This is a genomic window from Veillonella sp. R32 (assembly GCF_010093125.1).
GTDB lineage: Bacteria > Bacillota > Negativicutes > Veillonellales > Veillonellaceae > Veillonella_A.
The window spans coordinates 25,364-50,836 of record NZ_NMZQ01000047.1; the positions used below are offsets into that span (position 1 = coordinate 25,364).

The following is a 25,473-nucleotide window of genomic DNA, read 5'->3' on the forward strand; positions in this document are numbered from 1 at the left end:
ATTACGCCTTACTTTGCTTTCCTTGTAAGAGTGTATGAGGGTTTTATTATGAAAATTATTGTTGTAGGCGCTGGTAAAGTAGGTTACTCGGTAGCACAGCGACTAGTACAAGATGAACATGATGTATATATTATTGAAAAATCAGCTGAGCGTATTCGCAATTTAGAGAATAGCCTTGATGTGAGCTTAGTACAGGGCAATGGGAGCAGCTTACAATTGCTAAAAGAAATTGGCATGGATGATGTGGGGATGCTCATAGCGGTTACTGACTCTGATGAAGTAAATATGCTGGCTTGTTCCGTTGCTAAAATTGGCGGCATTCCTCGTACGATTGCGCGCGTTCGTGATAATGATTACTTGAAAGAGGAAAACCGTGAATTGCAACAGCAATTAGGGGTGGATTTATTTATTAATCCTGAAATGGTATCGGCGCAAGAAATTGTACAAGTATTACAGACGCCAGCAGCCCTTGATGTAGAAGATTTTGCCAGTGGTGCTGTACGGCTCATGGAATTTAAAATGCATGAAGATGTTCAATATGTAGGCAAGCGATTACGGGATATACAATTTCCGGCAGGCGTTATCATTGTAGGAATTCTGCGTAATGGGGAAATGATTATTCCTCATGGGGAAAGTCGCTTATTATTGATGGATAAAGTATTTATTCTTGGCGCTCGAGACGCTATTTTACAGATTGCGGAAGAGTTTCATGAAGATGCTATGCTGGAACAAACAAAGCGGATTGTATTAGTTGGCGCTGGCCTTATTGGTTGCAATTTAGCTGTATTACTTGAAAAAGCTGGTTATATTGTAAAAGTCATTGAGAAAGATATAGACCGTTGTGAACATTTAGCGGCTATGGTAGATAGCGCAATGATTATCAATGGGGATGGCACCAATATGGAGTTATTAGAGGCTGAAGAGATTTCAGACTGTGATGCTATTATTTGCTTAACTGATGATGATAAACTCAATCTGTTGGTGGCTCTTTTAGCCAAGCATTTAGGGGTCCCTAAAACGATAGTTCGCGTAGGGCGACCGGAATATATTGTGCTTATGGAACAGGTGGGGATTGATATAGTATTTTCTCCACGGTTGCTCACGTCAGGTGAGATTTTACGTATGGTCCGCAAAGGGGAAAATGTAGTTAGTATTTCAACCTTTGAAGGCTCTAAGGCTGAAGCGGTAGAAGTTGTATTAAGTCCTGTATCACCCATTGTAAATTGTGCGTTAAAAGATTTAAAATTACCTGGGAAAGCCTTAGTCGGTGCAATTGTGCGCGATGGCTCTACCATTGTGCCAACAGGTAATACGGTACTACATGCTGAGGATCACATGGTATTCTTTACCTTGCCAAATCATGTTAATAAATTGTTGACCTATTTGAAACCAGTTTAGTAGAGGTGGAGTATGCGTATACAAATTGTAATGCGTCTAGTAGGGCAACTTATCTTAGTGGTGGCTGCTATTATGCTGGTGCCATTCTGCTATGGTTTGGTATTCGAAGAAATATATGTGTCTTTCTTAATGAGTGCCCTATTAGCAGCCGTTACAGGAGGGCTATTATATTATTATGGCGAGCCTAGTTCGTCTTATAGTTTGCGTGACGGCTTTTTGACGGTAAGCTCTATTTGGATTTTAGTTTCCTTTTTTGCAGCCTTACCGTTTTATTTTGGTGGTGTTTTGCCTAACTTTATTGATGCTGTATTTGAGTCTGTATCAGGTATTACGGCTACCGGCGCCTCAGTCATTCCTGATATTGATGTGTTGCCACCAAGCTATGTCCTTTGGCGCAGTTTAACGCATTGGCTAGGGGGCATGGGGATTGTCGTCTTAGTATTGGCATTCCTAAAGAATTTGGGGGCCGATTCAGCTCATCTATTTAATGCAGAAGCGTCTGTGCCACGACCAGGTGTTGTATTGCCTAGAATTCGTTCGATGGCCTTTAAATTATGGACTATTTATTTATTATTCACAGCGGTTTGCTTTATTGCCTTATGTTTAGCTGGCATGAGTTATTTTGATGCCGTTAATATGACCTTTACTACCATTGCGACAGGCGGTTATACACCTAATACTGGGGTGGCTGATATTTATGCTGAAAATGGCATTATTCGAGGGTTACTCATGTTTTTTATGATATTAGCAGGTGGTAACTTTACGGTGTATTATGCGGTGTTCCAACGTGGCTTAAGTGCTGTTTGGCAAGATTTTGAATATCGTATGTACTTGTTAATTTTAGCTATTGGTATTCTTATTGTCATGTTGGCCTTATTCTTTGCAGGGGGGCAGAGCTTTGGCGATGCCATTAATAATGGGGCCTTTATGCTTGTATCCATGCAAACAGGCTCAGGCCTTGCTTTAGGAAATTATGATGTATGGCCACCATTAGCACAAATGATGCTCTTTTCAGCCACTTTCTTTGGTGGTTGTAGTGGTTCCACTACTGGTGGCATTAAGATTATTCGTATTATTATTCTTATAAAAAGTGTAATTATCTATTTGCGCAAAGCGATTCATCCAGATATTGTACAATCCATTACGATTAATGGGAAACGAATGCCACAGAAATGGGTACAAATGACGCAAGAATTTTTCTTCCTGTATATGACCGTGTTTGCTATTTCCGCGTTAGGCATATCAGCAACAGGCCTTAGTTTTGGTGAATCGTTACAATGCGTAGCAGGTATTCTAGGTAATGTAGGATTAGCTTTTGGTTCTTTAGGGCCAGAAGGGTCGTTTACCATCTTACATCCTATCGCTAAATTAATTTGCATCTTAGATATGCTATTAGGTCGTTTAGAATTATTTACTCTCTTAGTATTGTTGCATCCTGATTTTTGGCAAGGGTATTTCTTGAAACGACGTAAACGTAGTTATAAAGTATGGCAACCAACGGGGACACATCGTCGCCTATAGTAGATCTGTTTTGGATTTTGCGGGAAAGGAGCTTCTTAATGGCACAAATTGTAAAACAGCCATTAGGTTTATATAAAGCGAATTGCTATGTCTTAAAAGAGTCTGGTCAGGCTATTATTATTGATCCAGGGTTTCACGCTCATAAAGTATGGGATATGGTTGGTGATGATCAGTTATTAGCGATTGTGCTGACACATGGCCATTGTGATCATATTTGTGCAGTGGATGGGGTACGTCATATAAAACCTGTGCCTGTATATATGCATCCTGGTGATGATGAGCTGTTACATACGAAGCGGCGTATGCCGTCTGCTTATAAAGGCTTATGTCAATCTCCTTATATACCGCTTCATGAAGGTCCTTTAGAAATTGGTCCCTTTAAATTGTTTATTTTTGAAACGCCCGGTCATAGTAAGGGCAGTGTGGTGATTCAATGGGGACAGCATATTTTCACGGGGGATACATTGTTTAAAAATTCAATTGGTGCTACTAATAATTACAATGGGGATGCGGCTGTCTTGGCTCAGTCCTTACAACGTATTATGAGCTGGGACCCTCAATTGATTATCCATCCTGGCCATGCAGAGGACACTACTTTAGAAACAGAGCTAATTCATAACCATTACTTAAAAGCATAGATTATATCTAATTTTGATATAAATAAAAATGTATATTGCTTATTGACAAAAGTCTTTACTTGAGGCATAATAACGTTCATAACATAGATACAAACGATGACCGAGATAAAAGATATACGTCACTGATACAGAGAGTTAGCGGTTGGTGCGAGCTAATACACACGGATATGTAATACTCACTCGAGAGTTTCTTTTGCGATATGTAGTGAAAGACGTTTAGCCCACGTTATGGGTGATAACCAAAGTATAATGTAGGGTGGTACCGCGTATTTGACGCCCCTATTCACAATCGTGAATAGGGGCGCTTTTTTATAAATTCACCGTTGTCTACAAGTTAGCGTGGCCTAACTCATACTTGTTCTTTGGTTACATAAGTATAATGTAGGGTGGTACCGCGCTTTCACGCCCCTATTTGCTGTGGCAAGTAGGAGCGTGTTTTTTTATATAAAAAATAGGGCCTTTAGGTACATAAAATTTTTTACTACAAAATGTCTTTTGACAATGAAAATCTGTGTTGTGTCATTACATGTATTGATTTTGTAATTGTAAAGTTTGAGAGAGAGGACGAGATGTATGAAGATGATGGGTATGAAGCAAATGGGACACATGAGTAAGCGAATGATGCGCAATATGATTGGCTTATCTTTGGTAACCGCTTTAGCTATTGGGGTAGCTGGTTGTGGTTCCTCAAATGGAGGCAGTGCGAATAGTGATGAAGCTAAGGTAGCCTTATTGACAGTGACTTCAGGCGGGGCCGCTGCGTATGGTGAGTCTGTAAAAAATGGCGCTGAATTGGCAGTAGAAGAGATTAATAAAGAGGCCAATAGCATTAAGATTAAATTACAAGTAGAAGATACTAAAGGGGATAAAAATGAAGCTATTAATGCGATGAACAAGGTTATCCATAAAGATAATGTAGTGGCTGTCGTGGGCCCTATGTTATCTGGTGATATGTTTGCAGCAGGGCCGATTGCTAATAAGAATAAAACCGTAGTATTCACTACCACTTCTACTGCTGAAGGGATTACTGAAATTGGTGATTACGCTTTTAGAAATGCAGTACCTGAATCTATTGCTGTAGCGGAAGCTATTAAGCAAGCTCATGAAAAACTTGGTTTTAAAACGGCGGCTATTATGTATTCTAATAATAATGACCAAATGGTATCAGTTAATAAAACGGCAGAAAGTACGTTACAAAGCTTGGGCGTACAAATTGTAGATTCAGAAACATTTGCTGATAAAGATACGGATTTTTCTGCTCAATTAACTAAAATTCAACGAGCTAATCCTGATATTGTTATTGTAGCGTCCTTGTATCAAGAAGGCATTTTGATTGTGAAAAAAATGCGTGAAATGGGGATGACACAAAAGGTAATCGGTTCCAATGGTTTCAATACACCAGTCTTTATTAAAGGTGCTGGTGCTGCCGCTGATGGTGCTATTGTAGGCACACCTTGGTTCCCCAATAAAGATGATCAGAAAGTACGTGACTTCCGCGCTGCTTATAAAGCTAAATATGGTACTGAACCAGACCAATTTGCTGCGCAAGCCTATGATGGGATGTATATGGTTGAAAAGGCCTTGAAAGATTCGGGTAGCACTACGGATCGTGAGAAATTTAGAAATGCGTTAGCTAATCTTAAAGACTTTATCGGGGTAACTGGTAAGTTTGTATTTGATGAAAAACGTAATCCTAAAATGGATGTACAGGTTTTAGAAGTGGTAAATGGTCAATATGATGCTCTTAAAGGAAAGTAATTTTATTTTAAGTAGTGCGTACATATAGTAAGTATATTGAGAAAAGGAGCGAAAGAGAGTGCTTATACAACAATTAATTAATGGCTTAACCCTCGGTAGCTCATATGCGGTTATAGCTCTAGGCTTAACACTTGTCTTTGGGGTGTTAAACATTATCAACATGGCTCATGGAGGCATATTTATGATAGGTGCCTTTATAGGTTTATTATTGGTAACAGAATTTCACGTTAATATTTTTATAGCTATTTTAGGGGCTATGGTAGGAGGAGCCATACTTGGCTATGCTTTGGAAGTTTGTGCTTTGCGGCCATTACGGCGTAAACAAGTATCCCATTTAGCACCCTTAATTAGTACGATTGGGGTATCTATTTTCTTAGAAAGTGTTGCTTTATTAATCTGGGGGCCGCAAACGCGGTCCTTTCCTACCGAATTTACTGGTAGCGTTATAGATTTTCAGTTATTTAAAATTTCCACGGTACAAATCATCAGCTTAGGTACCGCTATTTTGCTCATGGTAGCATTACATATTTGGCTGAAGCGCACTAAGATTGGTAAAGCCATACGGGCTACTTCTTTAAGTACGGAAACGGCCTCCTTATTAGGGGTTAATACCAATTTTATTATTTCCTTAACTGTTATGGTTGCTTCTGCTTTAGGTGCGGCAGCTGGTGTATTAGTAGGCCTTACCTTTGATGCTATTGAGCCTATGATGGGCGTGGTTATTGGCTTTAAAGGGTTAGCAGTACTTATTTTAGGTGGTTTAGGCAATATTCCTGGTGCTATGGCTGGTGGTTTTATTTTGGGCTTAGCGGAAGTATTGACCGTAGCTTATGGCGATTCATCCTATCGGGATGCCGTAGCCTTCGGTTTAATTATTATTTTATTATTCTGGCGTCCACAAGGACTCTTTGGCTCTAAAGATAAAGGGGGTAGACCATAATGGATATATTTAATCCCTATTATCTACAAATTATTATGTTTATGATTGTTAATGCTATTATGGGCATTTCTATCTATATTACGTTAGCTACTGGCCAGTTGAGCCTTGGCGCTGCTGGTTTTATGAGTGTAGGCGCTTATGTAGCCGCTCTATTGACCTTGAAGTTGTCTTTACCTATTAGTTTAGCCATTCTCATTGGTGGTTTATGTGCTATGCTTGTGGCCTTTATTATTGGCTTACCTACAACGCGTTTACAAGGTCTATATTTAGCTATTGCCACCCTTGGCTTTGGTGAAGTGGTGCGTGTTATATTCCTTAATTTGGATATCACTAATGGAGCTTTAGGCTTATCTGGGATTCCGTCTATTGCTCAAGAAATTACCGTATTTTTCTATGAAATTGGTTTAGATAGTATTGGTGATTTAGATGCACAAACCTTGGGTAATATTGGTTTAGTTCTTATCTTATTGATTCTTTTAAGCTTATTGATTTTCTTCTGTGTTCGCATTAATCATAGTCGTATTGGCCGTGCTTTTGCAGCCATTAAAGCAGATGCTCATGCAGCGGAATTGATGGGGATTAATGTAGTGTATTATAAAATGGCAGCCTTTATGATTGGTGCTTTTGTAGCTGGCGTAGGTGGCGGTTTATATGCGCACATAACCTTTTTTATTAATCCTACCGATTTTAGCTATCATAAAGTAGTACAAATTCTACTATATCCTGTATTTGGTGGTTCTAATGTGGTATGGGGCTCTTTACTAGGCTCCTTTGTGCTAACCTTATTACCAGAAGTTTTGCGATTTATGGCAGACTATCGCGATGTCATTTATGGTATTTTGCTAGTAGTACTTATGGCTGTTCGTCCTGATGGCTTGATTACGGAACAGGTAGTAGAGCGCATTGGTCGTCGTTTTGGCTGGATACAGGAGTATAAGCCAACAGCTGAAAAACAAGTATTAACTGAACGATTTCAACGCATGCGGGCTGAGCATTTAGATCAGCCAAAAGATAATTCACGTTAGGAGGATAGCCATGTTATTAGAATTGAATGACGTAAGTAAACGCTTTGGCGGTATTGCTGCATTGACAGGCATATCCTTTGGCGTAGAGCAAGGGGAAGTATATGGTGTGATTGGACCTAATGGCGCCGGTAAAACGACTCTATTTAACTTGATTACCGGTGTATTTCCCGTATCTGATGGGGAGATTGTATTTGATGGTTTATCCATTGTAGGTATAAAGCCTCATCGAACAGTGGAAATGGGCATTGCTCGTACCTTTCAAAATATTCGCCTCTTTGGTAATATGACAGCCTTAGACACTGTATTTACTGGTATGCATTGTCGTACAGGTTCAGGCTTTTTAAGTAGTTTTTTGCGAACGAAGCGACAACGCATTGAAGAAGAACGTTGTCGTGGTATTGCCTATGAATTCTTAGAGTTCGTGGGCTTAGCAGACGATGCTAATACAGTGGCTACTTCCTTACCCTACGGTAAACAGCGCCGATTAGAGATTGCCCGTGCTTTGGCGACCCATCCTCAGTTAATTTTATTGGATGAACCAGCAGCGGGTATGAATGATAGTGAAACGGAAGTATTGCGTCAGTTAATAGGAAAAATTCGTGATTTAGGAATTACTGTAATTGTAATCGAACATGATATGTCCTTGATGATGAATATTTGTGATCGCTTGGTAGTATTTAACTTTGGTAAAAAAATTGCCGAAGGTACGCCAGCAGAAATTCAAGCGAATCCATTAGTTATTGAAGCGTATTTAGGGAAGGAGGGATAATATGCTGACTGTAGAAGGTGTAGTGGCTGGTTATGGTAATATAACGGCCATTAAAAATATTAGTTTTGAAGTGCCTGAAGGGGCCATTGTATCTTTAATCGGTGCTAATGGTGCTGGTAAATCTACAACGATGCGTACTATTATGGGGCTCTTGCATCCCTCAGCCGGTAGTATTCATTTCGATGGCGTGGATATTCGGCATAAGAAGACCCATGACATTGTGAAACAGGGGATTTCTTTAGTCCCAGAAGGCCGTCAGATTTTACAAGATATGTCTGTCTATGAAAATTTAGAAATGGGCGCTTATACGCGTAAAGATAAAGAAATTGAACAAGATATAAAGGCTGTATTTCAACGTTTTCCTATTTTAGATGAACGAAGCTATCAGCTAGGAGGCACGTTGTCAGGTGGTCAACAGCAAATGTTGGCCATTGGTAGGGCTCTTATGGCTAGACCTAAATTATTGCTATTAGACGAGCCTTCCATGGGGCTTGCTCCTTTAGTGGTTACTGATATTTTTAAAACAATTAAAGAAATTAATGCAGCTGGCACGACTATATTATTAGTAGAACAAAATGCTCGACAAGCCCTAAAGATTTCCGATTATGCATATGTATTAGAAACAGGAAAAATTGTGCTTCATGGTACAGCTCAAGAAATTGCTAATAATCCAAGAGTTATGGATGCTTACTTAGGTGGCAAATCGGAATAGACGCTTAGTGTATGGGAAGAGTACATCGTATAGTAGAAGAGATATATCATGTATTAAAATAGGGCCTTAGTGCAACAGATTACAGTCTTTGGACATGGGTATAAAGCCTTAGTATATATGGATTTTTAAAGCAAAAGAAATTTTTGAAATAAAATTTTAAATTTGCACTAGACAAAGTGGTTTAAAAAATGGTAGAATTATTTTCGTTGTTAAGGCATACGGAAGTGAACAACAAAAGCTTAAAAATCTTTTAAAAAAGTTGCTTGACATTTACTTCTGAAACCCCTATAATAACAAAGTAACGTAAACGGCCCCGTGGTGTAGCGGTTAACATGTCGCCCTGTCACGGCGAAGATCGTCAGTTCAAATCTGATCGGGGTCGCCACGTTTGCCCCGGTAGCTCAGTCGGTAGAGCAAAGGACTGAAAATCCTTGTGTCGACAGTTCGATTCTGTCCTGGGGCACCATGTGTGCGGAAATAGCTCAGTGGTAGAGCACCGCCTTGCCAAGGCGGGGGTCGCGAGTTCGAATCTCGTTTTCCGCTCCACTTTTTGGCGGCATAGCCAAGCGGTAAGGCAGAGGTCTGCAAAACCTTTATTCCCCAGTTCGATTCTGGGTGCCGCCTCCATATATATTCCACCCATGCCGGGGTGGCGGAACAGGCAGACGCAACGGACTTAAAATCCGTCGGTTGGAGACAACCGTACCGGTTCGATTCCGGTCCTCGGCACCATTTAGACTGAACATTCGTGTTCAGTCTATTTTTATTTTAAGAAGTTTTAAATCAAAAGCAGGAATTTTTATCCTCCATAGCGAACTAATATAATAAAGAATTAATCATGGAAGTAAAATGATTCTTTTGGCAGGTAGTTTTGTAGTTTGTTAGTTGTAAAGGTAAGTGCTAGGATTTCTGTAGTTAGCATACTATCAGGCCTAGCTAAAGGAGGATTTTGTATGAACTTTGAACTACGGGATGGTCACAAGTATATTGATGAAGTTAAAAGACTATTTGTTGAGTATGTTCGGTCCCTCGGTGTAGCGGCTGATATAAAAGAATTTGAAGGGTTAGAAGAAAAGTATAAAGGTGATAGAGAAGCATTATATATTGCTTTTGTAGATGGTGCACCGGCTGGTTGTGTTGCTTTACGCCATGTCAATTATGAAACGGCTGAAATGAAACGCCTGTATGTACGTCCTGAATTCCGTCGTACGGGCCTAGGTATGAACATTGCTCATATTGTAGTGGAAGAAGCGAAAGAAAAAGGGTACAGAACATTATTATTAGATAGTTTACCAAGCATGGAAAGTGCTAAAGAGCTATATAAAGCATTAGGATTTAAGAGCACTGATAGAAATGTAAAGAAACCAGTGCGTACGGTTGTTCATCTATCCTTGCCATTAGTATAAAGAATCATAAGGCCTCAGTTAGGCATACATAAAAAGCGAAGTAAGGCTCAAAGAGCTTTACTTCGCTTTTTTGTAATTCCTTTAGAAGTTTAACGTTTTTGGGAAGCAGGACGTTTTTGCTGAAATAGCCATTCTAAGGCAGGCTTAATACTATAGCCATATTGCCAAGTGGAGCGATGATTGCCACCTTCAAAGGTAAAATAATAAAGATGGCTATAGGGGGTAAAGGCGTCGCCTATGGTTTCACTGGCTTTGGCTAAATCTGTCTCTGGGTTAACTGTAGCGCGCACCACCGTGTGATGAGATGCTTCTAAGTTGTTCATAATTTTATCGAAGGATGGTTTAGCACCAGGGTCCCCGGCGGATACTAGGGCCATAATATTTTGATTGCCTAAAGGGGCTGTAATCGTATCGTCCCATTTGCCGGCGATTAAATAAGATCCTGCGAAGAAGTCAGGATAGTTAATATCTAACTGTGTAGAAGCCATAGCACCCATGGATTGGCCCGTATTATAGATACGGTCTTTATCAATAGCATACTGTTCTGCTAATTCATTAATTAAATGGATTGTACGATCTAATTCAGGTCCATATTGATATTGATCATTTACAATGACTGTATCATATTGAGGAGCTAATACAAAAGAGGGATGATTTGCCTGCCATTCAGGGCTAGCAAAAGCAATAGCACCTAGGCCTTGTACTAAGGTAGCTTTAACCTCAGGTGATACGGTGCCAGCATCATGTAAGAATACGACTAATGGATATTTCTTGGTAGGATCATAATCTTTTGGTATATACAAATTGTATTGTAAGGTCGCATTGTTTTGAGCACTGTCTACAAAAATACCTGGTTGGAAATCTTTGATGACTAGTTCATCCGTACTTGTGGTGGTAATATTCTTCTCTGGTAATATTAATTTATCTGAAGCTGTTTTCACAATACCTACTTGGGCTAAGGTAGTATCGAAAGTAGGCAAGGGCTGTGGATTACCAGAACTGCCTAATTTAGGGCCACCTTGAAAAGGGCTTTGACCTGTAGTATGTTCTTCAGGATGGGCGTCTACAGTAGGTTTACTCATAGTGGCGCCTTGGCTTGTCATAGGTAAAGGGCTGAGTTGAAGGAGCACATAAGGACTGGTAGCAACGTTTTTACTATTTGTCACATCTGGTGAATCAATGAGTGATACGGCAGTAATTGTTCGATTAGGTACAGTAAAGTCTTCCACTTGTAAGGAATCGCTACGAAGTGGCGTGTCATAGGTTAATAGTATGCGATCCAATTGTTCGCCGTCGCCATAGACTTTAGTAATAGCCTTAGCATTTACTATATGTGACTGTTTATTAGGAAGGGTATCCTCATAGATAAGTTGCGACATAGTATTAGTAGTTGGGGCAGCGGCCTGCAATTGAGTACTTGGTAAGCCTCCTAAGAGGGCAATTATTGTAGTCGTTAGTAGTAGTTTTTGTTTCATAATAAGTCCTTTCTTTATAAGTCCTTTCTTTGTAATAGGAGTATAGATTTTATATATGATATTTTTATGAAAAAAGCAACAGCCTTATAGTTTGAACTTTTGTTTTACTATAGGTGTTGCTTTTTAAATACTTATTATATTAATCGTGTTAAGAAATTTTATGGGTCAACTGCTTCAGGGTCATTGGTTAAGGGTTCTTGGCCTAATAAAGTAGTTAAATTATATTTATCGAATCGATAATTTGGGTTACTGAAGTCACGGCTTCGATCGTAGCGATTAGAAGGGGCTTGTAAAATACCAGCTACTAAATCATAGAGTAAGTCGTTGGTAAAATATTTCCGTTCATGATCGCGTAGGATAGACGTAGTTTCTGGGTAGGCCGCTTCATATTCTGGTGATACATAGACCCAGAGGGGAATGCGGGTCATATCGAAGTCAAAAATATCTGGATTATGGGAGTGATGTAAACTTTCACCATGATCAGAGAAATAAATCATGGCTTGTAAATTTAATTTATTTTTCCCATACGTATAAATTTGCTGTAAAAGCCAGTCGGTATATAATTGACTATTGGCATACGCTTCTTTCCCTTGTGGCACTTCGCCTACTTTCCATTTGCTGAACTCATGAGGATAGCGATCATTATAATAAATATGACTGCCCATAATGTGAATGACAATAAAATTGTTCTTATAGGGTTCGATTTGGTCTAATAAAGGTAATAAAACACCATCATATTTATCGGAGAACATGTATGCTTCGTGGGCCCATAACGGACGATCCGCAGTTTTTGCAATGAGGGAGATAGCTGTATCATATTCGCCATATACCCCTTGGTTACTAAACCAACTAGTAAAATAACCAGCTTTTTTAGCTACATCTAAGATACTGGCGGATTCTAAGAAGGGTTTATCATCGTATTGATTGCGTTCTGTCAAGGCTCGCTCTAAAGTGGGCACGGTTTGTACGTACGAAGAATAGGCATTGCGGAAAAAGATAAAATTAGGATTATTGGCAGCCATTTCACTTTGCCAAGGCGTATCATCATACTCGAAATTAGGATTGTACACTTTCATGTAATTGCGTGAAGACGATTCACCGATGACGAGAATGACTGTACCTGGTACTTTTTGCGCTGCCGTTTCTTTAGTCGTTAATTGTAAATCATTATAAATAGCTTGATGTTTTTCACTATATTGTTGTAATTCTTTCATATAAGTGGCTACATCACACCAGTTTCTTACAATATCGGTTTCATAAAAACCGAATGGTAAGTAAATCGCACAAGCTAAGCAGACCGTGCTTAAACCACCTAGACGGAATTTCGTCATAACTTGACGTCTAGCTAGTTTACTCATGCCTTCATTAGACCAATAATAGAAGGCAAATAGTAATATGGCACCAAGTGCCATGGCAATAAGACCAGTTACGCCACCAGCACTTTTTAAGAAACCAAAGGCTTCTTCAGGATTTGTTTGGTACAAGGCCATGAGGGTAGCTGGTGTTAAACAATGCCAAGTGTTAATATAGTAGCCAATTTGAATTAAAGGAATAATGGAAAGCAACCATTGAATAAGGGCCATAATAACACTCACTCTACGACGGTACGGTAAGTGGTACACAATGAAATAGTGTATTAAACTAAGCCCCATAAAGAGTAAGGCGCCAAATAAAAAATCAGGGAAAAACTCATAAAAGTAAAATGGTTTAGTGTAGGACCAATGATATAGCAAAGGGTAGGTTAAGGCCCAACTAAGGCCTAAGAGACCATGGCCTAAAAATACACGATGCCATAAGGTGCTACGTATTAATTGTTGAAATAAGGCTAATCCCAATAGCGAAGGGATCGCTAATAAGGTTACATCTTCCCAATCAAAGCCTAACGTAATGGGTTCGTAAATGTAGTAAAAGACGGCAAAGATGAGGATACACCACAAGGCTGCCTGTAAGATGGCGTTACGCCACCAAAAAGATAGTGGTTTCATAGTCAAGTCCTTTATAATATAATATCATCAATAAGATAGCAGAATTACTGTAAAATTACAAGGAGATAATACGATTTTACGACTTTATTAGGTTGTTAAATGGTAAATTTCTATGATACAATGAGAAAAAGGTTATCGAGACTTCGTGATAGCAAAAAAGAGGGGCGCATAACCCCTCTTATTTGTTTGACTATAAGGTAAGGAGACAGGATGAAATCCTACGAATATAAATTGGCCGTTTTTGAAGGGCCTCTAGATTTATTACTCCATTTAATTGAAAAACATAAAATAGATATTTATGACATTCCTATTGTTGAAATTACTTCGCAATATATGGCTCAATTGGAATTGTGGCAGACATTTGATATTCAATATAGTAGTGAATTTTTAGTTATGGCAGCTACGTTGTTGCAGATTAAATCTCGGATGTTATTGCCACGGACAGCACCGCTAAATCCAGAGGAAACAGAGGATCCTCGCGATGAATTAGTAGCGAATTTATTAGAATACAAACAGATTAAAGAATTGACAGAAGCCTTGACAGAGAAGACCGAAATGAGTAGTCAAAGCTTTAGTCGTCCCGATGCGCTTAGTCAATGGGGGCAGGAGTCAGTGTTTCGATTTGACATTGCTCAATTATATACTATTTTTAAATCTTGTTATGAGCGTTCACAAGAAGTGGTGCCAGAGCCACCTAAGGTTACAGTGGAAAAAGAGGCCTATAGTTTGGATGAAATGATTGATTCCTTATTGCTTCGGGCTAAGCAAACACGACGCTTTAGCTTTATAGGACTACTAGAAGAAGTGACTGTAAGAGCGGCTAAAGTAACTATGTTTATTGCCGTTTTAGAATTACTGAAGCGGCAGATTTTTACCATTAGTGCGCCTGTAGATAGTACTAATGATGGCTCCCTTGAAGATGTAACTTTAATTAGTGAAATGGTATAGTTAGAGACAGGCAGTCCTAGCCTTAAATTTATATAAATAAAGATAGCTGTAAAGATTGAAACAAAGATAGAACTAAAGAAAGATAGAACTAAAAATAGAAATAAAGATACGAACAAAGAAAGGTAAGACAATACAGTATGACAGATGTGAATCAGCCTACGGACACCTCGTTGTTGGCCCATTTAGAAGCGGTGTTATTTTCCGCAGCTAAGCCGGTGCCACTTGCTTTATTAGGTGAATTATTTAACCTTGATGAAGCGGCTTTAGACCAGGTATTACAACTTTATAGTGAACAATTAGTAACTTATCAGCGAGGCCTTCGGCTTAAACTGAGTGGCGTTGGTGCTGAGCTTGTAAGTGCGCCTGAAAGTAGTGCTTATGTAAGTCAAATTCGGCAACGGGAGGATCGTTTATCGCCAGCAGCTATGGAGACTTTGGCTGTTATAGCTTTTAAACAGCCTGTTACTAAAAGTGAGATTGAAGAAGTTCGTGGCGTCAATTGTGAGAAAGTATTAAAACAATTAGTAACTCGTGATTTAGTGATGGAATTAGGACGTAAAGAAAGTATTGGCCGGCCTGTATTATATGGCACGACGGATACATTTTTACGCAGTGTAGGCATTGAGTCGGTGGAAACATTAAAGCAAGAAGTGGCTACCCAAGATGAGTTAACGGTAAGTAAGGAGACGTAAATAAATGGAAACAGAACGTTTGCAAAAATATATTAGTCGTTGTGGCTATGTGTCGCGCCGTAAGGCAGAAGAATTAATTGTAGCAGGCAAAGTACAAGTAAATGGTCGATTTATAACGGAGTTAGGCGTTAAAATTAATCCAGCCATTGATCGTGTTAAAATTGACGGTCAACGAATTGAGCCAGAAGCTTTAGAATATTATATTTTCAATAAACCGAAAGGGAGTATTACTTCTGTAGGTGATCCTCAAGGTCGTGCTACGGTCATGGACTATTTAAAGGATATTAAGACCCGCGTTTATCCTGTAGGACGCTTGGATTATAATACGGAAGGTTTATTGCTATTTACTAATGATGGCGCTTTAGCTCAAGCTTTAATGCATCCTTCTAAAGGGGTTACTAAGACTTATGAAGTCAAGCTTAAAGGTCGTGTATTAGATGAACACTTAGAGGCTTTGAGTCAAGGTGTTTCTTTAGAAGATGGCGTTACTTCGCCTGCAGAATTAGTAGACTATGGTTTTGATAGTAAAACGAATACGACTACGGTTGAAATTACGATTCATGAAGGCCGTAATCGCCAAGTTCGTCGCATGTTTGAACATTTTAAATATAGTGTATATAACTTAAAACGAATTGCTTATGGTGGTTTGACCTTAGCTGGTTTGAAACGTGGCGCGTACCGTAAATTACAAGGGGAGGAAGTGCGCCAATTGAAAGCTCTTTGTAAATTACCATTTGGTAAAACAAGCAGTGGTGATACGGTTAATAAACGCTCTTTAACTAAAGATAATAAAAAACAGTTCGGCCGTAGTGGAGCTACTCGAGGTAGTCAACGTCGTCCTAGAGGAGGCCGATAATGAAACATATTATTGTAGTTGGCGCTGGTGCCGCTGGCTTAATGGCAGCCACTATAGCAGCTCGCGAAGGGGCTAAGGTTACGCTCTTAGAGAAGATGAATATGGTGGGTAAAAAAATGGGGATTACAGGTAAAGGTCGCTGTAATATTACGAATGATGCCCCCATTGCTGATTTTATTGCCAAAACACCGGGCAATGGTAAGTTTTTAATGAGTGCTTACCAGCAATTTGATAATCGTGATTTGCTCGATTTATTGCATAGTTGGAAATTGGCTACCAAAGTAGAACGAGGTGGGCGTGTTTTTCCTGAATCTGACTCCGCATTAGAAGTGCGCAATATGTTTATGCGCGTTTTTAAAGGGTATGGTGGTATCCTTCATTTAAATGAAGCAGTTAAGCAATTAATCGTACAAGATGATAGTATTAAAGGGGTTATTACTGATAAGGAAACCTATTATGGAGATGCGGTTATTTTAGCTACTGGTGGCCTGTCTTATCCATTAACAGGTTCTACTGGTGATGGCTATGAGATGGCGCAGGCAGTAGGTCATACTATTACAGATTTACGGCCGTCCTTAGTGCCCTTAGAAACAAAGGAAACTTGGGCAAAGGATTTGATGGGGCTAAGTTTACGTAATGTAGAACTGTCTGTAGTGGCGAAGGCTAAAGTGCAGGCTAAACAATTTGGTGAAATGATGTTTACCCATTTTGGTATTACGGGACCGATTGTACTTTCCTTGAGTCATACAGTGGGCAAATTATTAAAGAAAAAGAATATAGGCATTATTAATTTAGAAATTAATTTGAAGCCAGCCTTAACAGTAGAACAATTGGATCAACGGGTACAGCGAGATTTTGTAACATACTCGAAGAAACAATTAGTGAATGGGTTAAAAGATTTATTACCACAACGCTTAATTCCTGTTATTATAGAATTAGCTGGGTTAACTCCAGAAAAGTTTATTAATCAAATTAGTCGTGAAGAGCGGCAACGTTTAGTTCATGTATTACAACATATGCCGTTGACGTTTAAACAAATGCGTCCCATTGCGGAAGCCATTGTAACAGCTGGGGGCATTTCTGTGAAAGAATTTGTCCCTAAAACAATGGAATCTAAGAAAATAAAAGGTTTGTATGCAGCTGGTGAGGTCTTAGATATTGATGCCTTTACGGGGGGCTATAATTTACAAGCTGCTTTTGCGACCGCATTTGTAGCAGCTCAACATGCAGTATACGGCGATGAGACATAGGATGTTGTATAAGGCCATGACATGATTCATGGGAGGAGTTTTTAGGTATGAGTAAACAACGAATTGCTGTAGCCGTAGATGGACCGGCTGGGGCAGGTAAAAGTAGTATCTCTAAAGTAGTAGCTAAAAAATTAGGCTATTTATATATCGATACAGGTGCCATGTATCGTGCTGTTACTTGGGCCGTGCTTCAAAAAGGCATAACGCCTACCGATGAAGCGGCTGTAACGGCGTTATTGCCAACCTTGACCTTACGTTTAGAGCCGACGGACGAAGCATTTACTGTTTTTGTAAATGGTGACGATGTAACGGAAGCGATTCGTAGTCAAGCGGTTAATCAAGCGGTATCACAAATTGCTAGCATTAAAGCAGTTCGTCAGTTTTTAGTAGCTCAACAACGAGCTATGGCAACAAGCGGTGGTGTTATTCTTGATGGCCGTGATATTGGATCTGTAGTTTTACCTAAGGCGGAATTAAAAATCTATTTAACCGCTTCTGTAGATGCGCGTGCCAAACGACGTTGGTTAGAAACAAAGGATAAGGAAACTATTTCTTTAGAAGACATTAAGGCCAGTGTAATGGCTCGTGATGAGATGGATACGAATCGTAAGGAATCCCCTTTAGTTTGCGTTCCCGAAGCCATTGTAGTCAATTCTGATAATTTAACTTTTGATGAAACTGTAGAGCGTATGATACAATTGATTACAGATGCTGAAAAGTAAAGGAGTATCGCTTTATGGATAAGTTTTCAGAATGTTTATGGCGTTCAGCCTTTCAAATTGTGTATGGTTGGATTTATAAAACGGATGTAGTAGGGCGTGAGAATTTTCCTAAAGAAGGGCCTGTCATTGTAGCTCCTAATCACAAGAGCAATAATGACCCTTGTATTGTAGGGCATGCTTTACCACGGCACGTTAGCTTTATGGCGAAAGAAGAATTATTTAAGAACCCTATTTCTAATTTCTTTTGTCGTTGGTTAGGCGCGTTTCCTTTGAAACGAGGCGGCGTCGATAAAATTGCTATTCGTCATGCTATGAACTTATTAAAGAACAATTTGGTATTAGGAATATTTCCGGAAGGAACACGTCAAAAGAAAGATAAGACCTTAGGTCGTTTTCATGATGGCGTTGCTTCTATGGCCTTGCGAACGGGCGTACCCGTGGTACCAGTGGCGCTCATGGGCTCTTATGATATTAAACGAGGGCAAGTAGCCGCCATTATTGGTAAACCGATTCCCGTGACTAAAGCAAAGCCTACGGCAGAAGCGATTGCTGCTTTAAATGAGCAAGTTAAGAGTGCTTTGGAAACCTTAATGGCAGACTATCGGGCTAGCCATCCAAACTTTAAACGATAAAGGAGGCAAACGTGGAAATACGTATTGCAGAGAATTGTGGCTTTTGTTATGGTGTTAAACGAGCTGTTAATATGGCTCAAGATACATCGAACCATTTAGACCGCAGTTATACATTAGGTCCTATTATTCACAATCCACAGGTGGTGGCTAATTTAGAACATCATGGAGTATATGCGGTAGATACATTGGAAGAAATTCCGAAGGGAACCGTGATTATTCGCTCGCATGGTGTGGGGCCAGCTATTTATGAGGAAGCTAATGAAAAAGGCCTTCATGTCGTGGATGCTACTTGTCCCCATGTTAAGAAAGCACAGCAGGATGCTAAGTCGGTAATTGACTCGGGAATGTCGCTTGTTATTTTAGGTGAAAAAAAGCATCCTGAGGTAATTAGCATTAATTTATGGGCTCGAAACAAAGGTATAGTCATCGAATCGGAAGAAGAAGCTGAAATTCTGCCTTTCGTGGAAAATAGGGGTGTAGTTGTACAAACTACCTTTTCACAATTTAAATTTCAAAGTATAATAGATATATTAGAGAAAAAAACTCAAAATCTAAAGGTTTTCAAAACGATTTGCACGGCTACCCAAGAACGTCAAAATTCGGCAGTAGCTTTAGCAAAAACGGTGGACCTTATGATTGTGGTAGGTGGTAAGAACAGCGGTAACACCAACAGATTAGCAGAGGTCTGTCGTGACGTTGGATGTACTACCTATCATATAGAGACCGCTACTGAATTAGAACTGACTTGGTTTAACGAAGTCAACACGGTAGGGGTTACAGCCGGTGCATCGACACCCGACTGGATAATTAAGGAGGTCATTGACACAATGAATGAATTTGAAGAATTGTTAGCCAAAGAAGCTGACTGGGCAGAAGACTTTAAGAAAGGCACAGTAGTAGAAGGTACAGTAGTAGAAGTTGACGACGACAAAGCGTACGTTTCCTTCGGTTATAAAACAGAAGCAACTTTGAACCGTACTGAAATCGCTTATCCAGCACCTGCCTCTGCTAAAGACGTGCTAAAAAATGGCGATCACATTAAAGCCGTAATCATGAACCACATCAAGGAAGATAATCCTATCTACTTGTCCATCACTCGTTTGGCTAAAGACGAAGATTGGCAGTATGTACAAGAAGCTCAGGAAAAAGACGAACCTATCATCTGTAAAGGTGTTGACGCTATTCCAGCTGGTCTTGTTGTAACTGTTAAATCCCTTCGTGGTTTTATTCCACTATCTCAAGGGGATGTTCACTTCGTTAAATCTCTTGATAGCTTAGTAGGTACTGAATTTGAAGCTAAGGTATTGGAAATCGATGAAAAGAAAAACCGTTTGGTTCTTTCCCGTCGTGCTGTATTAGAAGTAGCTCGTCAGGCTAAATTAGAAGAAGCCTTGAAAAATATTAATGTTGGCGACAACTATAAAGGTATTGTTCGTAAAATCATGCCTTATGGTGCGTTCGTTGATATCGGTGGTATCGAAGGTTTACTTCACATCTCCGATATTTCTTGGCACAAAATTAAACGCGTAGAAGACGTGTTGTCCGTTGGTCAAGAAATCGAAGTTAAATTACAATCCTTTGACGAAGAAAGCAACAAACTTTCCTTGTCCTTAAAAGCATTAACTAAGAGCCCTTGGGATGTAGCTGAAGAAACTATCAAAGTTGGCGATGTATTAACTGGTAAAGTTGTTCGTTTAGTAGCTTACGGTGCTTTCGTAGCTGTTAACGACGATATCCAAGGTTTACTTCACATTTCCCAGATTACAAAACAACGTAATGCTAAAGTAGAAGACTACTTAACTCGTGGTCGTGAAGTAGAAGTTAAAGTTATTTCCCTTAATAAAGATGAAAAGAAATTGGGCTTAGCTTTAACTGAATTAATGGAACCAGTAGAATCTGCTGAATCCGACGCTGAATAATTTTAGCAATAGCACAATGTGCTCATATAAAGGAGCTGTAGGTGGCTTGCCACTTTACAGCTCCTTTTGCGTATTCTATGATAAAGAAGAAGCAGATAAAGGAACGAAAGAACAAGATAAGGGGTTGCAATCTTGTAGAAACTGTTAGCGTATGTGGCGAAGTTCTTTAAGGATTACGTTGAATATGTTACAATATAGAGTGATATTTTATGTATGATTGAGGTGACAGTATGGCAAAACCATTAGTAGCAGTAGTAGGGCGTCCTAATGTGGGAAAATCTACATTGTTTAACGCCATAGTAAATAAACGTATTTCCATTGTGGAGGATATTCCCGGCGTTACGCGTGATAGAATTTATTTTGACGCTGAATGGCTGAATAGAGAATTTACTATGATTGATACAGGGGGGATTGAATTTATCACTGCTGATAGTCATGAAATTCCTAAAATGATGCGTTTACAAGCACAATTAGCTATTGAAGAAGCTGATGTAATCCTGTTTGTAGTAGATGGCAAACAGGGTGTTGTACCAGCTGATGAAGAAGTGGCCAATATTTTACGGTCCAGTGGTAAACCGGTAATTTTAGTTGTTAATAAAATTGACAGTGTTAACCAAGAAGCTAATATTTATGAATTTTATAATTTAGGAATTGGTGATCCTATTGGCATTTCAGCGAAGAACTTGATGAACTTAGGTGATTTGCTTGATGATGTGGTAAAACACTTCCCTGATGGGGCTAGCGCAGCTGAAGAGGAAGATACTATTCATGTGGCGTTGATTGGACGTCCAAATGTAGGTAAATCTTCTTTGACAAATGCGTTACTCGGTCAAGATCGAGTTATCGTTAGTGATGTAGCTGGTACAACTCGCGATTCCATCGATACGCATTGGACTCATGATGGTCAAAAATTTATTTTAATTGATACGGCTGGTATGCGCCGTAAGGCAAAAATTGATGCCCCTGTAGAACGGTATAGTATTGTTCGCTCTTTGCGCTCTGTAGACCGTGCTGACATTGTAGTGTTAGTTCTTGATGGGGTAGATGGGGTTACGGAACAAGATAAGAAAATTGCTGGCTATGCGCATGAGGCTGGTAAAGGTATCGTCATCGTAGTGAATAAGTGGGATTTAGTAGAGAAAGATGATAAGACGACTATTCGCTACACCGAAGACATTTATGATGAAATGGGCTTTTTGCGGTATGCGCCGATATTATTTGCCTCGGCCTTAACAAAACAGCGTATTCATCGTTTGGCGGATTTAATTAAATTCGTTTCTGAACAGCAACATATGCGCATTTCTACAAGTGTATTAAATCAAGTATTGTCGGATGCGCAAAATGTAAATCCAGTGCCATCTCGCAGTGGCCGTTTGCCTAAGATTTATTACATGACACAAGCATCAGTAAAACCACCCACTTTTATATTATTTGTAAATGAACCAGAGTTAATTCATTTCTCTTATATGCGTTTCTTAGAAAACCGTTTGCGCGAATCTTTCGGCTTTGAAGGTACGCCTATTCGTTTAATCTTACGTGGCAAGAAGGGAAATGATGACGACTAATGTTTACACTATCTACGCTTTTATTTGCCTTAGGAGCCTATCTCTTAGGTTCTATTCCTAGTGGTTTAATTATTGGTAAGGTCTTTTTTAATACTGATGTCCGTCAATATGGCAGTAAAAATATCGGTGCCACCAATACCTACCGTGTGTTGGGGATGAAAGCAGCGTTGCCCGTATTTCTATGCGATGCTGCTAAAGGTATGGCTGGGGTTGCTATTTTTTCACCAGAGCCTAATTTAATGCTCTTAGGGGGTATTTTGGCTATGGTTGGTCACAACTGGTCAATTTTTTTAGGCTTCAAAGGTGGTCGTGGTGTGGCAACGGGGCTAGGAGTACTTATTTTTCTAGTGCCAATTATTTCAGCCATTTGTTTTGCTACTTGGGCGGTTATTGTATACTTTACTAAATATGTGTCCTTAGGCTCCATTGTGGGGGCTGCGTTAGTACCGATTTTGATGATAGTTTTTGGTGAACCTATTTGGTACATCGTATTTGGTGCTGTGGCGGCTTTATTTGTAATTTTACGACATCGTGAAAATATTTTACGTCTCTTACGTGGTCAAGAGCTTAAAGTAGAACGAACGGAGCGTGATGATTCCTAATGAAAATTGGTGTTATAGGTTCTGGGAGTTGGGGAACGGCTTTAGCCTGCAAGGCTACTCAAGCGGGCAATGATACGTGGTTATATTGTCGCCGTGAGGAACAAGTAAAGGCTTTACAAAGCAGTCGTGAAAATGAAGCTTATTTAAAGGGAGTCCGCTTACCAGATAGTTTGCAGATGAGTGCTGATTTAGGTAGTATTGCTAAAGACAGTGATATTTTGCTTATTGTGACCCCTTCAATTTATGTGCGTCATACCTTACAGCAATTAAAGGCTTTTATACATGGTGATACAACCTTAGTCATTTGTTCGAAAGGGATTGAGCGGGAAACGGGGAAGCGCTTATCAGAAGTAGCTGCGGAAGAAGTGGGGACCATAACCGCGCGGTTAGCCATTTTATCAGGCCCTAATCACGCTGAAGAAATTGGTCGTAATTTGCCTGCTACTACTGTAGTATCGGCGAAGACGAAGGAAACGGCTGAATTTGTACAAAAAGCTCTTAGTACGCGCAATTTTAGAGTCTATGTAAACGAAGACATGACTGGGGTAGAATTGGCAGGCACTACTAAAAATATTATCGCCTTGGCAGCAGGGATTGTTGATGGCATGTCTTTAGGCGATAATTGTAAATCCGCTTTATTAACTCGCGGTCTTCATGAGATGACCAAATTTGGTGTTGCCTTAGGTGCGCGTCGTGAAACTTATGCAGGGCTTGCTGGTATGGGTGATCTTATTGCTACTTGTATGAGCAAGCATAGTCGGAATCGCGCAGCGGGTCAAAAATTAGCTGATGGCGAAACGATGGATTATATTATGAATCACTCTAACATGGTGGTAGAAGGCTTTTTTGCAGTAAAAACGGTGTATGAAGTAGCGAAAGTTAAACAATTAGATTTACCGATTACTAGTGCTTTATATGAAGTGTTGTATCATCAAAAAGCACCGCAAGAGGCCTTAATGGATTTAATGGGACGCAATTTAAAAGATGAAATGTTCCTATAATTAATTTTTCACGGGACATGTACTTTTATTTTGTAACATAATATACTATAATTAAGAGACAAGTGTAGGCATAAAGAGGGACGTATGAGAATTATTGCAGGCCGTGCCAAAGGTCATAATTTAAAAGCACCAAAAGGGATGAATACTCGTCCTACCCAAGACAGGGTGCGAGAAAGTATTTTTAATGTGTTAACTAATTATGGCTTGGTAGAGTCGACAGTCCTTGATTTATTCTCTGGCACAGGTGCTTTTGCATTAGAAGCAGTTAGCCGTGGGGCCTCACTAGCCGTTTGTGTTGATAAACGGACAGCACGTATTATCAAAGAAAATGTAGGTCATTGTCATTTTGAGCAAGAGGTTGAGGTGTTGCCAGTAACTATTGAAGTAGCTGGTAAGCAATTAGCGGGTCGGCAATTTGACTATATTTTCTCAGATCCGCCCTATGAACAAGGTTTTGTAGCGGCTACGTTAGCTGTAGTAGTCAATCAACAATTACTAAAAGAAAATGGAATGCTTATTGTGGAGCATCATGAAAAGGAACCACTTGTATTACCAGAAGGCTGGACGATGATAAAAGAACAGCAATTTGGGTATACAAAGGTGACGTATTGTGTACCCTATGAGCTTGAAAGGAGCTAGTATAGTGCGTATAGGCATTTGTCCAGGGAGTTTTGACCCTGTAACAAATGGGCATGTCGATATTTTCGAACGAGCGAGTAAGCTTGTAGATACATTGATTGTAGCGGTTTTAGATAATCCTAATAAACATAGTTTATTTACGCAACAAGAGCGTGTGGAGTTGATTAAAGCCTCTGTAGCCCATATACCAAATGTTGAGGTTGATTGTGCATCGGGATTATTAATTGATTATGCTAAGTCCAAGAATAGTTATATGATTATTCGAGGCTTGCGAGCGCTCAGTGATTTTGAATATGAGTTCCAGCGAGCTTTATTTTCAAAATATTTGGATGATGATATTGAAACTGTGTTTATTATGACGAATAATAAGTACTCTTTTGTTAGCTCTACAGGAGTTCGTGAATTAGCAAAATTTAATGGCTCATTAGATGGTCTAGTTCCTGAAACGGTAAAAGAGGCTTTGGAAGCTAAGTTTGCAAATCGTAGTAAATAGTACTAATAGGAGTGGCGAGAATGAAAACAGAAAAACTTTTAGAAGATTTGGAAAATTTAATCGAAACCAGTGGTCGCATTCCTATGACCACTAAACGGGTCATTGAAGAAGAAGAAATTATGCGTGTCTTAGACGCTATTAATGAGTCTTTACCATTAGAGCTTGAAGAGTCTCGTCGTATTATGGCCGAAAAAGACAAAATTTTGGCAGATGCGCAACGCCAAGCTGACACTTTGATTGCACAAGCTAAAGATTATATTGCTAAGTTGACGGAAGAAAGTGAATTGGTAAAACAAGCGCAGACACAGGCAAACCAAATTATTATGTTAGCTAATCAATCCTCACAGGAATTGAAGGATAGCTCCATTCAATATGCTAGTGATGTAATGCGCTATATTGAAAACAATTTGGAAAAAACCTTAGAAAGCTTACGTCAAAACCGTGAAAGCTTAAAACAATCTAATCGTGAATAAGTAAAGAGGCTCTCAGGAAGCATCCTTAGTATATAAGGAATTTCCTGAGAGCCT

General features: G+C 39.5%; 23 protein-coding genes, 5 tRNA genes, 1 pseudogene and 1 other annotated feature. Of the genes and pseudogenes, 27 read left to right on the top strand and 2 right to left on the bottom strand.

Annotation, left to right across the window (positions count from 1 at the left end; translation table 11 throughout):
• Positions 1-48: 48 nt before the first annotated feature.
• The 14 genes from trkA to VER_RS09210 all read left to right on the top strand — a co-directional run bounded on the left by trkA (position 49) and on the right by VER_RS09210 (position 10,167).
• Positions 49-1,398 (top strand): Trk system potassium transporter TrkA, encoded by a 1,350-nt coding sequence (trkA, locus tag VER_RS09145; RefSeq protein WP_162100524.1) that lies wholly within the window; start codon positions 49-51, stop codon positions 1,396-1,398.
• Between the two features lie 12 nt (positions 1,399-1,410).
• Complete coding sequence (locus tag VER_RS09150; RefSeq protein ID WP_162100525.1) at positions 1,411-2,919, top strand: TrkH family potassium uptake protein; 1,509 nt, start codon at positions 1,411-1,413, stop codon at positions 2,917-2,919.
• 38 nt (positions 2,920-2,957) lie between these two features.
• Complete coding sequence (locus VER_RS09155; RefSeq protein WP_162100526.1) at positions 2,958-3,557, top strand: MBL fold metallo-hydrolase; 600 nt, start codon at positions 2,958-2,960, stop codon at positions 3,555-3,557.
• 87 nt (positions 3,558-3,644) lie between these two features.
• Positions 3,645-3,841 (top strand) — a binding site (T-box leader).
• A gap of 334 nt (positions 3,842-4,175) precedes the next feature.
• On the top strand, positions 4,176-5,315 hold the full coding sequence (locus VER_RS09160) for an ABC transporter substrate-binding protein (protein ID WP_370456480.1): 1,140 nt from the start codon (positions 4,176-4,178) through the stop codon (positions 5,313-5,315).
• A 58-nt stretch (positions 5,316-5,373) separates the two neighbouring features.
• Entirely contained in the window at positions 5,374-6,255 is an 882-nt protein-coding gene (locus tag VER_RS09165) for a branched-chain amino acid ABC transporter permease (RefSeq protein WP_162100527.1), read from the top strand.
• Positions 6,255-7,280: a branched-chain amino acid ABC transporter permease gene (locus VER_RS09170; protein ID WP_162100528.1), complete on the top strand. Its 1,026-nt coding sequence runs from the start codon at positions 6,255-6,257 to the stop codon at positions 7,278-7,280. Before VER_RS09165 ends, VER_RS09170 begins: the two co-directional genes overlap by 1 nt.
• A gap of 10 nt (positions 7,281-7,290) precedes the next feature.
• The gene (locus VER_RS09175; protein WP_162100529.1) at positions 7,291-8,049 is read left to right on the top strand and encodes an ABC transporter ATP-binding protein; all 759 of its coding nucleotides are present in this window, start codon (positions 7,291-7,293) and stop codon (positions 8,047-8,049) included.
• A gap of 1 nt (position 8,050) precedes the next feature.
• Positions 8,051-8,761, top strand: a complete 711-nt coding sequence (locus VER_RS09180; RefSeq protein WP_162100530.1) for an ABC transporter ATP-binding protein — start codon at positions 8,051-8,053, stop codon at positions 8,759-8,761.
• A gap of 309 nt (positions 8,762-9,070) precedes the next feature.
• Positions 9,071-9,146, top strand: a tRNA-Asp gene (locus VER_RS09185).
• A gap of 5 nt (positions 9,147-9,151) precedes the next feature.
• A tRNA-Phe gene (locus VER_RS09190) sits at positions 9,152-9,227 on the top strand.
• A 5-nt stretch (positions 9,228-9,232) separates the two neighbouring features.
• Positions 9,233-9,307 (top strand) — tRNA-Gly (locus VER_RS09195).
• Between the two features lie 6 nt (positions 9,308-9,313).
• A tRNA-Cys gene (locus VER_RS09200) sits at positions 9,314-9,388 on the top strand.
• A 16-nt stretch (positions 9,389-9,404) separates the two neighbouring features.
• Positions 9,405-9,493: transfer RNA gene (locus VER_RS09205), tRNA-Leu, on the top strand.
• Between the two features lie 221 nt (positions 9,494-9,714).
• Positions 9,715-10,167: a GNAT family N-acetyltransferase gene (locus VER_RS09210; RefSeq protein WP_162100531.1), complete on the top strand. Its 453-nt coding sequence runs from the start codon at positions 9,715-9,717 to the stop codon at positions 10,165-10,167.
• A gap of 89 nt (positions 10,168-10,256) precedes the next feature.
• On the opposite strand, the gene VER_RS09215 is transcribed toward VER_RS09210, so the two are convergent.
• Positions 10,257-11,642: a PHB depolymerase family esterase gene (locus VER_RS09215; protein WP_162100532.1), complete on the bottom strand. Its 1,386-nt coding sequence runs from the start codon at positions 11,640-11,642 to the stop codon at positions 10,257-10,259.
• Between the two features lie 158 nt (positions 11,643-11,800).
• On the bottom strand, positions 11,801-13,627 hold the full coding sequence (locus tag VER_RS09220) for a phosphoethanolamine transferase (protein WP_162100533.1): 1,827 nt from the start codon (positions 13,625-13,627) through the stop codon (positions 11,801-11,803).
• A gap of 210 nt (positions 13,628-13,837) precedes the next feature.
• Here VER_RS09220 and VER_RS09225 point away from each other — a divergent pair, with 210 nt between their 5' ends.
• The 13 genes and pseudogenes from VER_RS09225 to VER_RS09285 all read left to right on the top strand — a co-directional run bounded on the left by VER_RS09225 (position 13,838) and on the right by VER_RS09285 (position 25,419).
• Positions 13,838-14,575: a ScpA family protein gene (locus tag VER_RS09225; RefSeq protein ID WP_162100534.1), complete on the top strand. Its 738-nt coding sequence runs from the start codon at positions 13,838-13,840 to the stop codon at positions 14,573-14,575.
• A gap of 137 nt (positions 14,576-14,712) precedes the next feature.
• A complete protein-coding gene (gene scpB / locus VER_RS09230; RefSeq protein WP_162100535.1) occupies positions 14,713-15,267 on the top strand; it encodes an SMC-Scp complex subunit ScpB in 555 nt (184 codons plus the stop codon).
• 4 nt (positions 15,268-15,271) lie between these two features.
• A pseudogene (locus VER_RS09235) lies at positions 15,272-15,988 on the top strand (pseudouridine synthase); the annotation flags it as partial.
• 134 nt (positions 15,989-16,122) lie between these two features.
• Complete coding sequence (locus tag VER_RS09240; RefSeq protein WP_162100537.1) at positions 16,123-17,373, top strand: NAD(P)/FAD-dependent oxidoreductase; 1,251 nt, start codon at positions 16,123-16,125, stop codon at positions 17,371-17,373.
• Between the two features lie 47 nt (positions 17,374-17,420).
• Positions 17,421-18,095, top strand: a complete 675-nt coding sequence (gene cmk, locus VER_RS09245) for a (d)CMP kinase (RefSeq protein WP_162100538.1) — start codon at positions 17,421-17,423, stop codon at positions 18,093-18,095.
• 14 nt (positions 18,096-18,109) lie between these two features.
• Entirely contained in the window at positions 18,110-18,727 is a 618-nt protein-coding gene (locus tag VER_RS09250; RefSeq protein ID WP_162100539.1) for a 1-acyl-sn-glycerol-3-phosphate acyltransferase, read from the top strand.
• Positions 18,728-18,738: 11 nt separating this feature from the next.
• Positions 18,739-20,646: a bifunctional 4-hydroxy-3-methylbut-2-enyl diphosphate reductase/30S ribosomal protein S1 gene (locus VER_RS09255; protein WP_162100540.1), complete on the top strand. Its 1,908-nt coding sequence runs from the start codon at positions 18,739-18,741 to the stop codon at positions 20,644-20,646.
• Between the two features lie 230 nt (positions 20,647-20,876).
• Positions 20,877-22,211, top strand: coding sequence for a ribosome biogenesis GTPase Der (gene der / locus VER_RS09260; RefSeq protein WP_162100541.1), 1,335 nt, complete (start codon positions 20,877-20,879; stop codon positions 22,209-22,211).
• On the top strand, positions 22,211-22,813 hold the full coding sequence (gene plsY, locus VER_RS09265; RefSeq protein WP_162100542.1) for a glycerol-3-phosphate 1-O-acyltransferase PlsY: 603 nt from the start codon (positions 22,211-22,213) through the stop codon (positions 22,811-22,813). Before der ends, plsY begins: the two co-directional genes overlap by 1 nt.
• Positions 22,813-23,814: an NAD(P)H-dependent glycerol-3-phosphate dehydrogenase gene (locus VER_RS09270; RefSeq protein WP_162100543.1), complete on the top strand. Its 1,002-nt coding sequence runs from the start codon at positions 22,813-22,815 to the stop codon at positions 23,812-23,814. The genes plsY and VER_RS09270 overlap by 1 nt, the downstream gene beginning before the upstream one ends.
• Before the next feature lie 84 nt (positions 23,815-23,898).
• Positions 23,899-24,453, top strand: a complete 555-nt coding sequence (gene rsmD, locus VER_RS09275; protein WP_162100544.1) for a 16S rRNA (guanine(966)-N(2))-methyltransferase RsmD — start codon at positions 23,899-23,901, stop codon at positions 24,451-24,453.
• Between the two features lie 4 nt (positions 24,454-24,457).
• Positions 24,458-24,946, top strand: coding sequence for a pantetheine-phosphate adenylyltransferase (gene coaD / locus VER_RS09280; protein ID WP_162100545.1), 489 nt, complete (start codon positions 24,458-24,460; stop codon positions 24,944-24,946).
• Positions 24,947-24,966: 20 nt separating this feature from the next.
• Positions 24,967-25,419 carry an ATPase gene (locus VER_RS09285; protein WP_162100546.1) on the top strand — a complete coding sequence of 151 codons (453 nt, stop codon included), beginning with the start codon at positions 24,967-24,969 and terminating at the stop codon, positions 25,417-25,419.
• Positions 25,420-25,473: the final 54 nt, after the last annotated feature.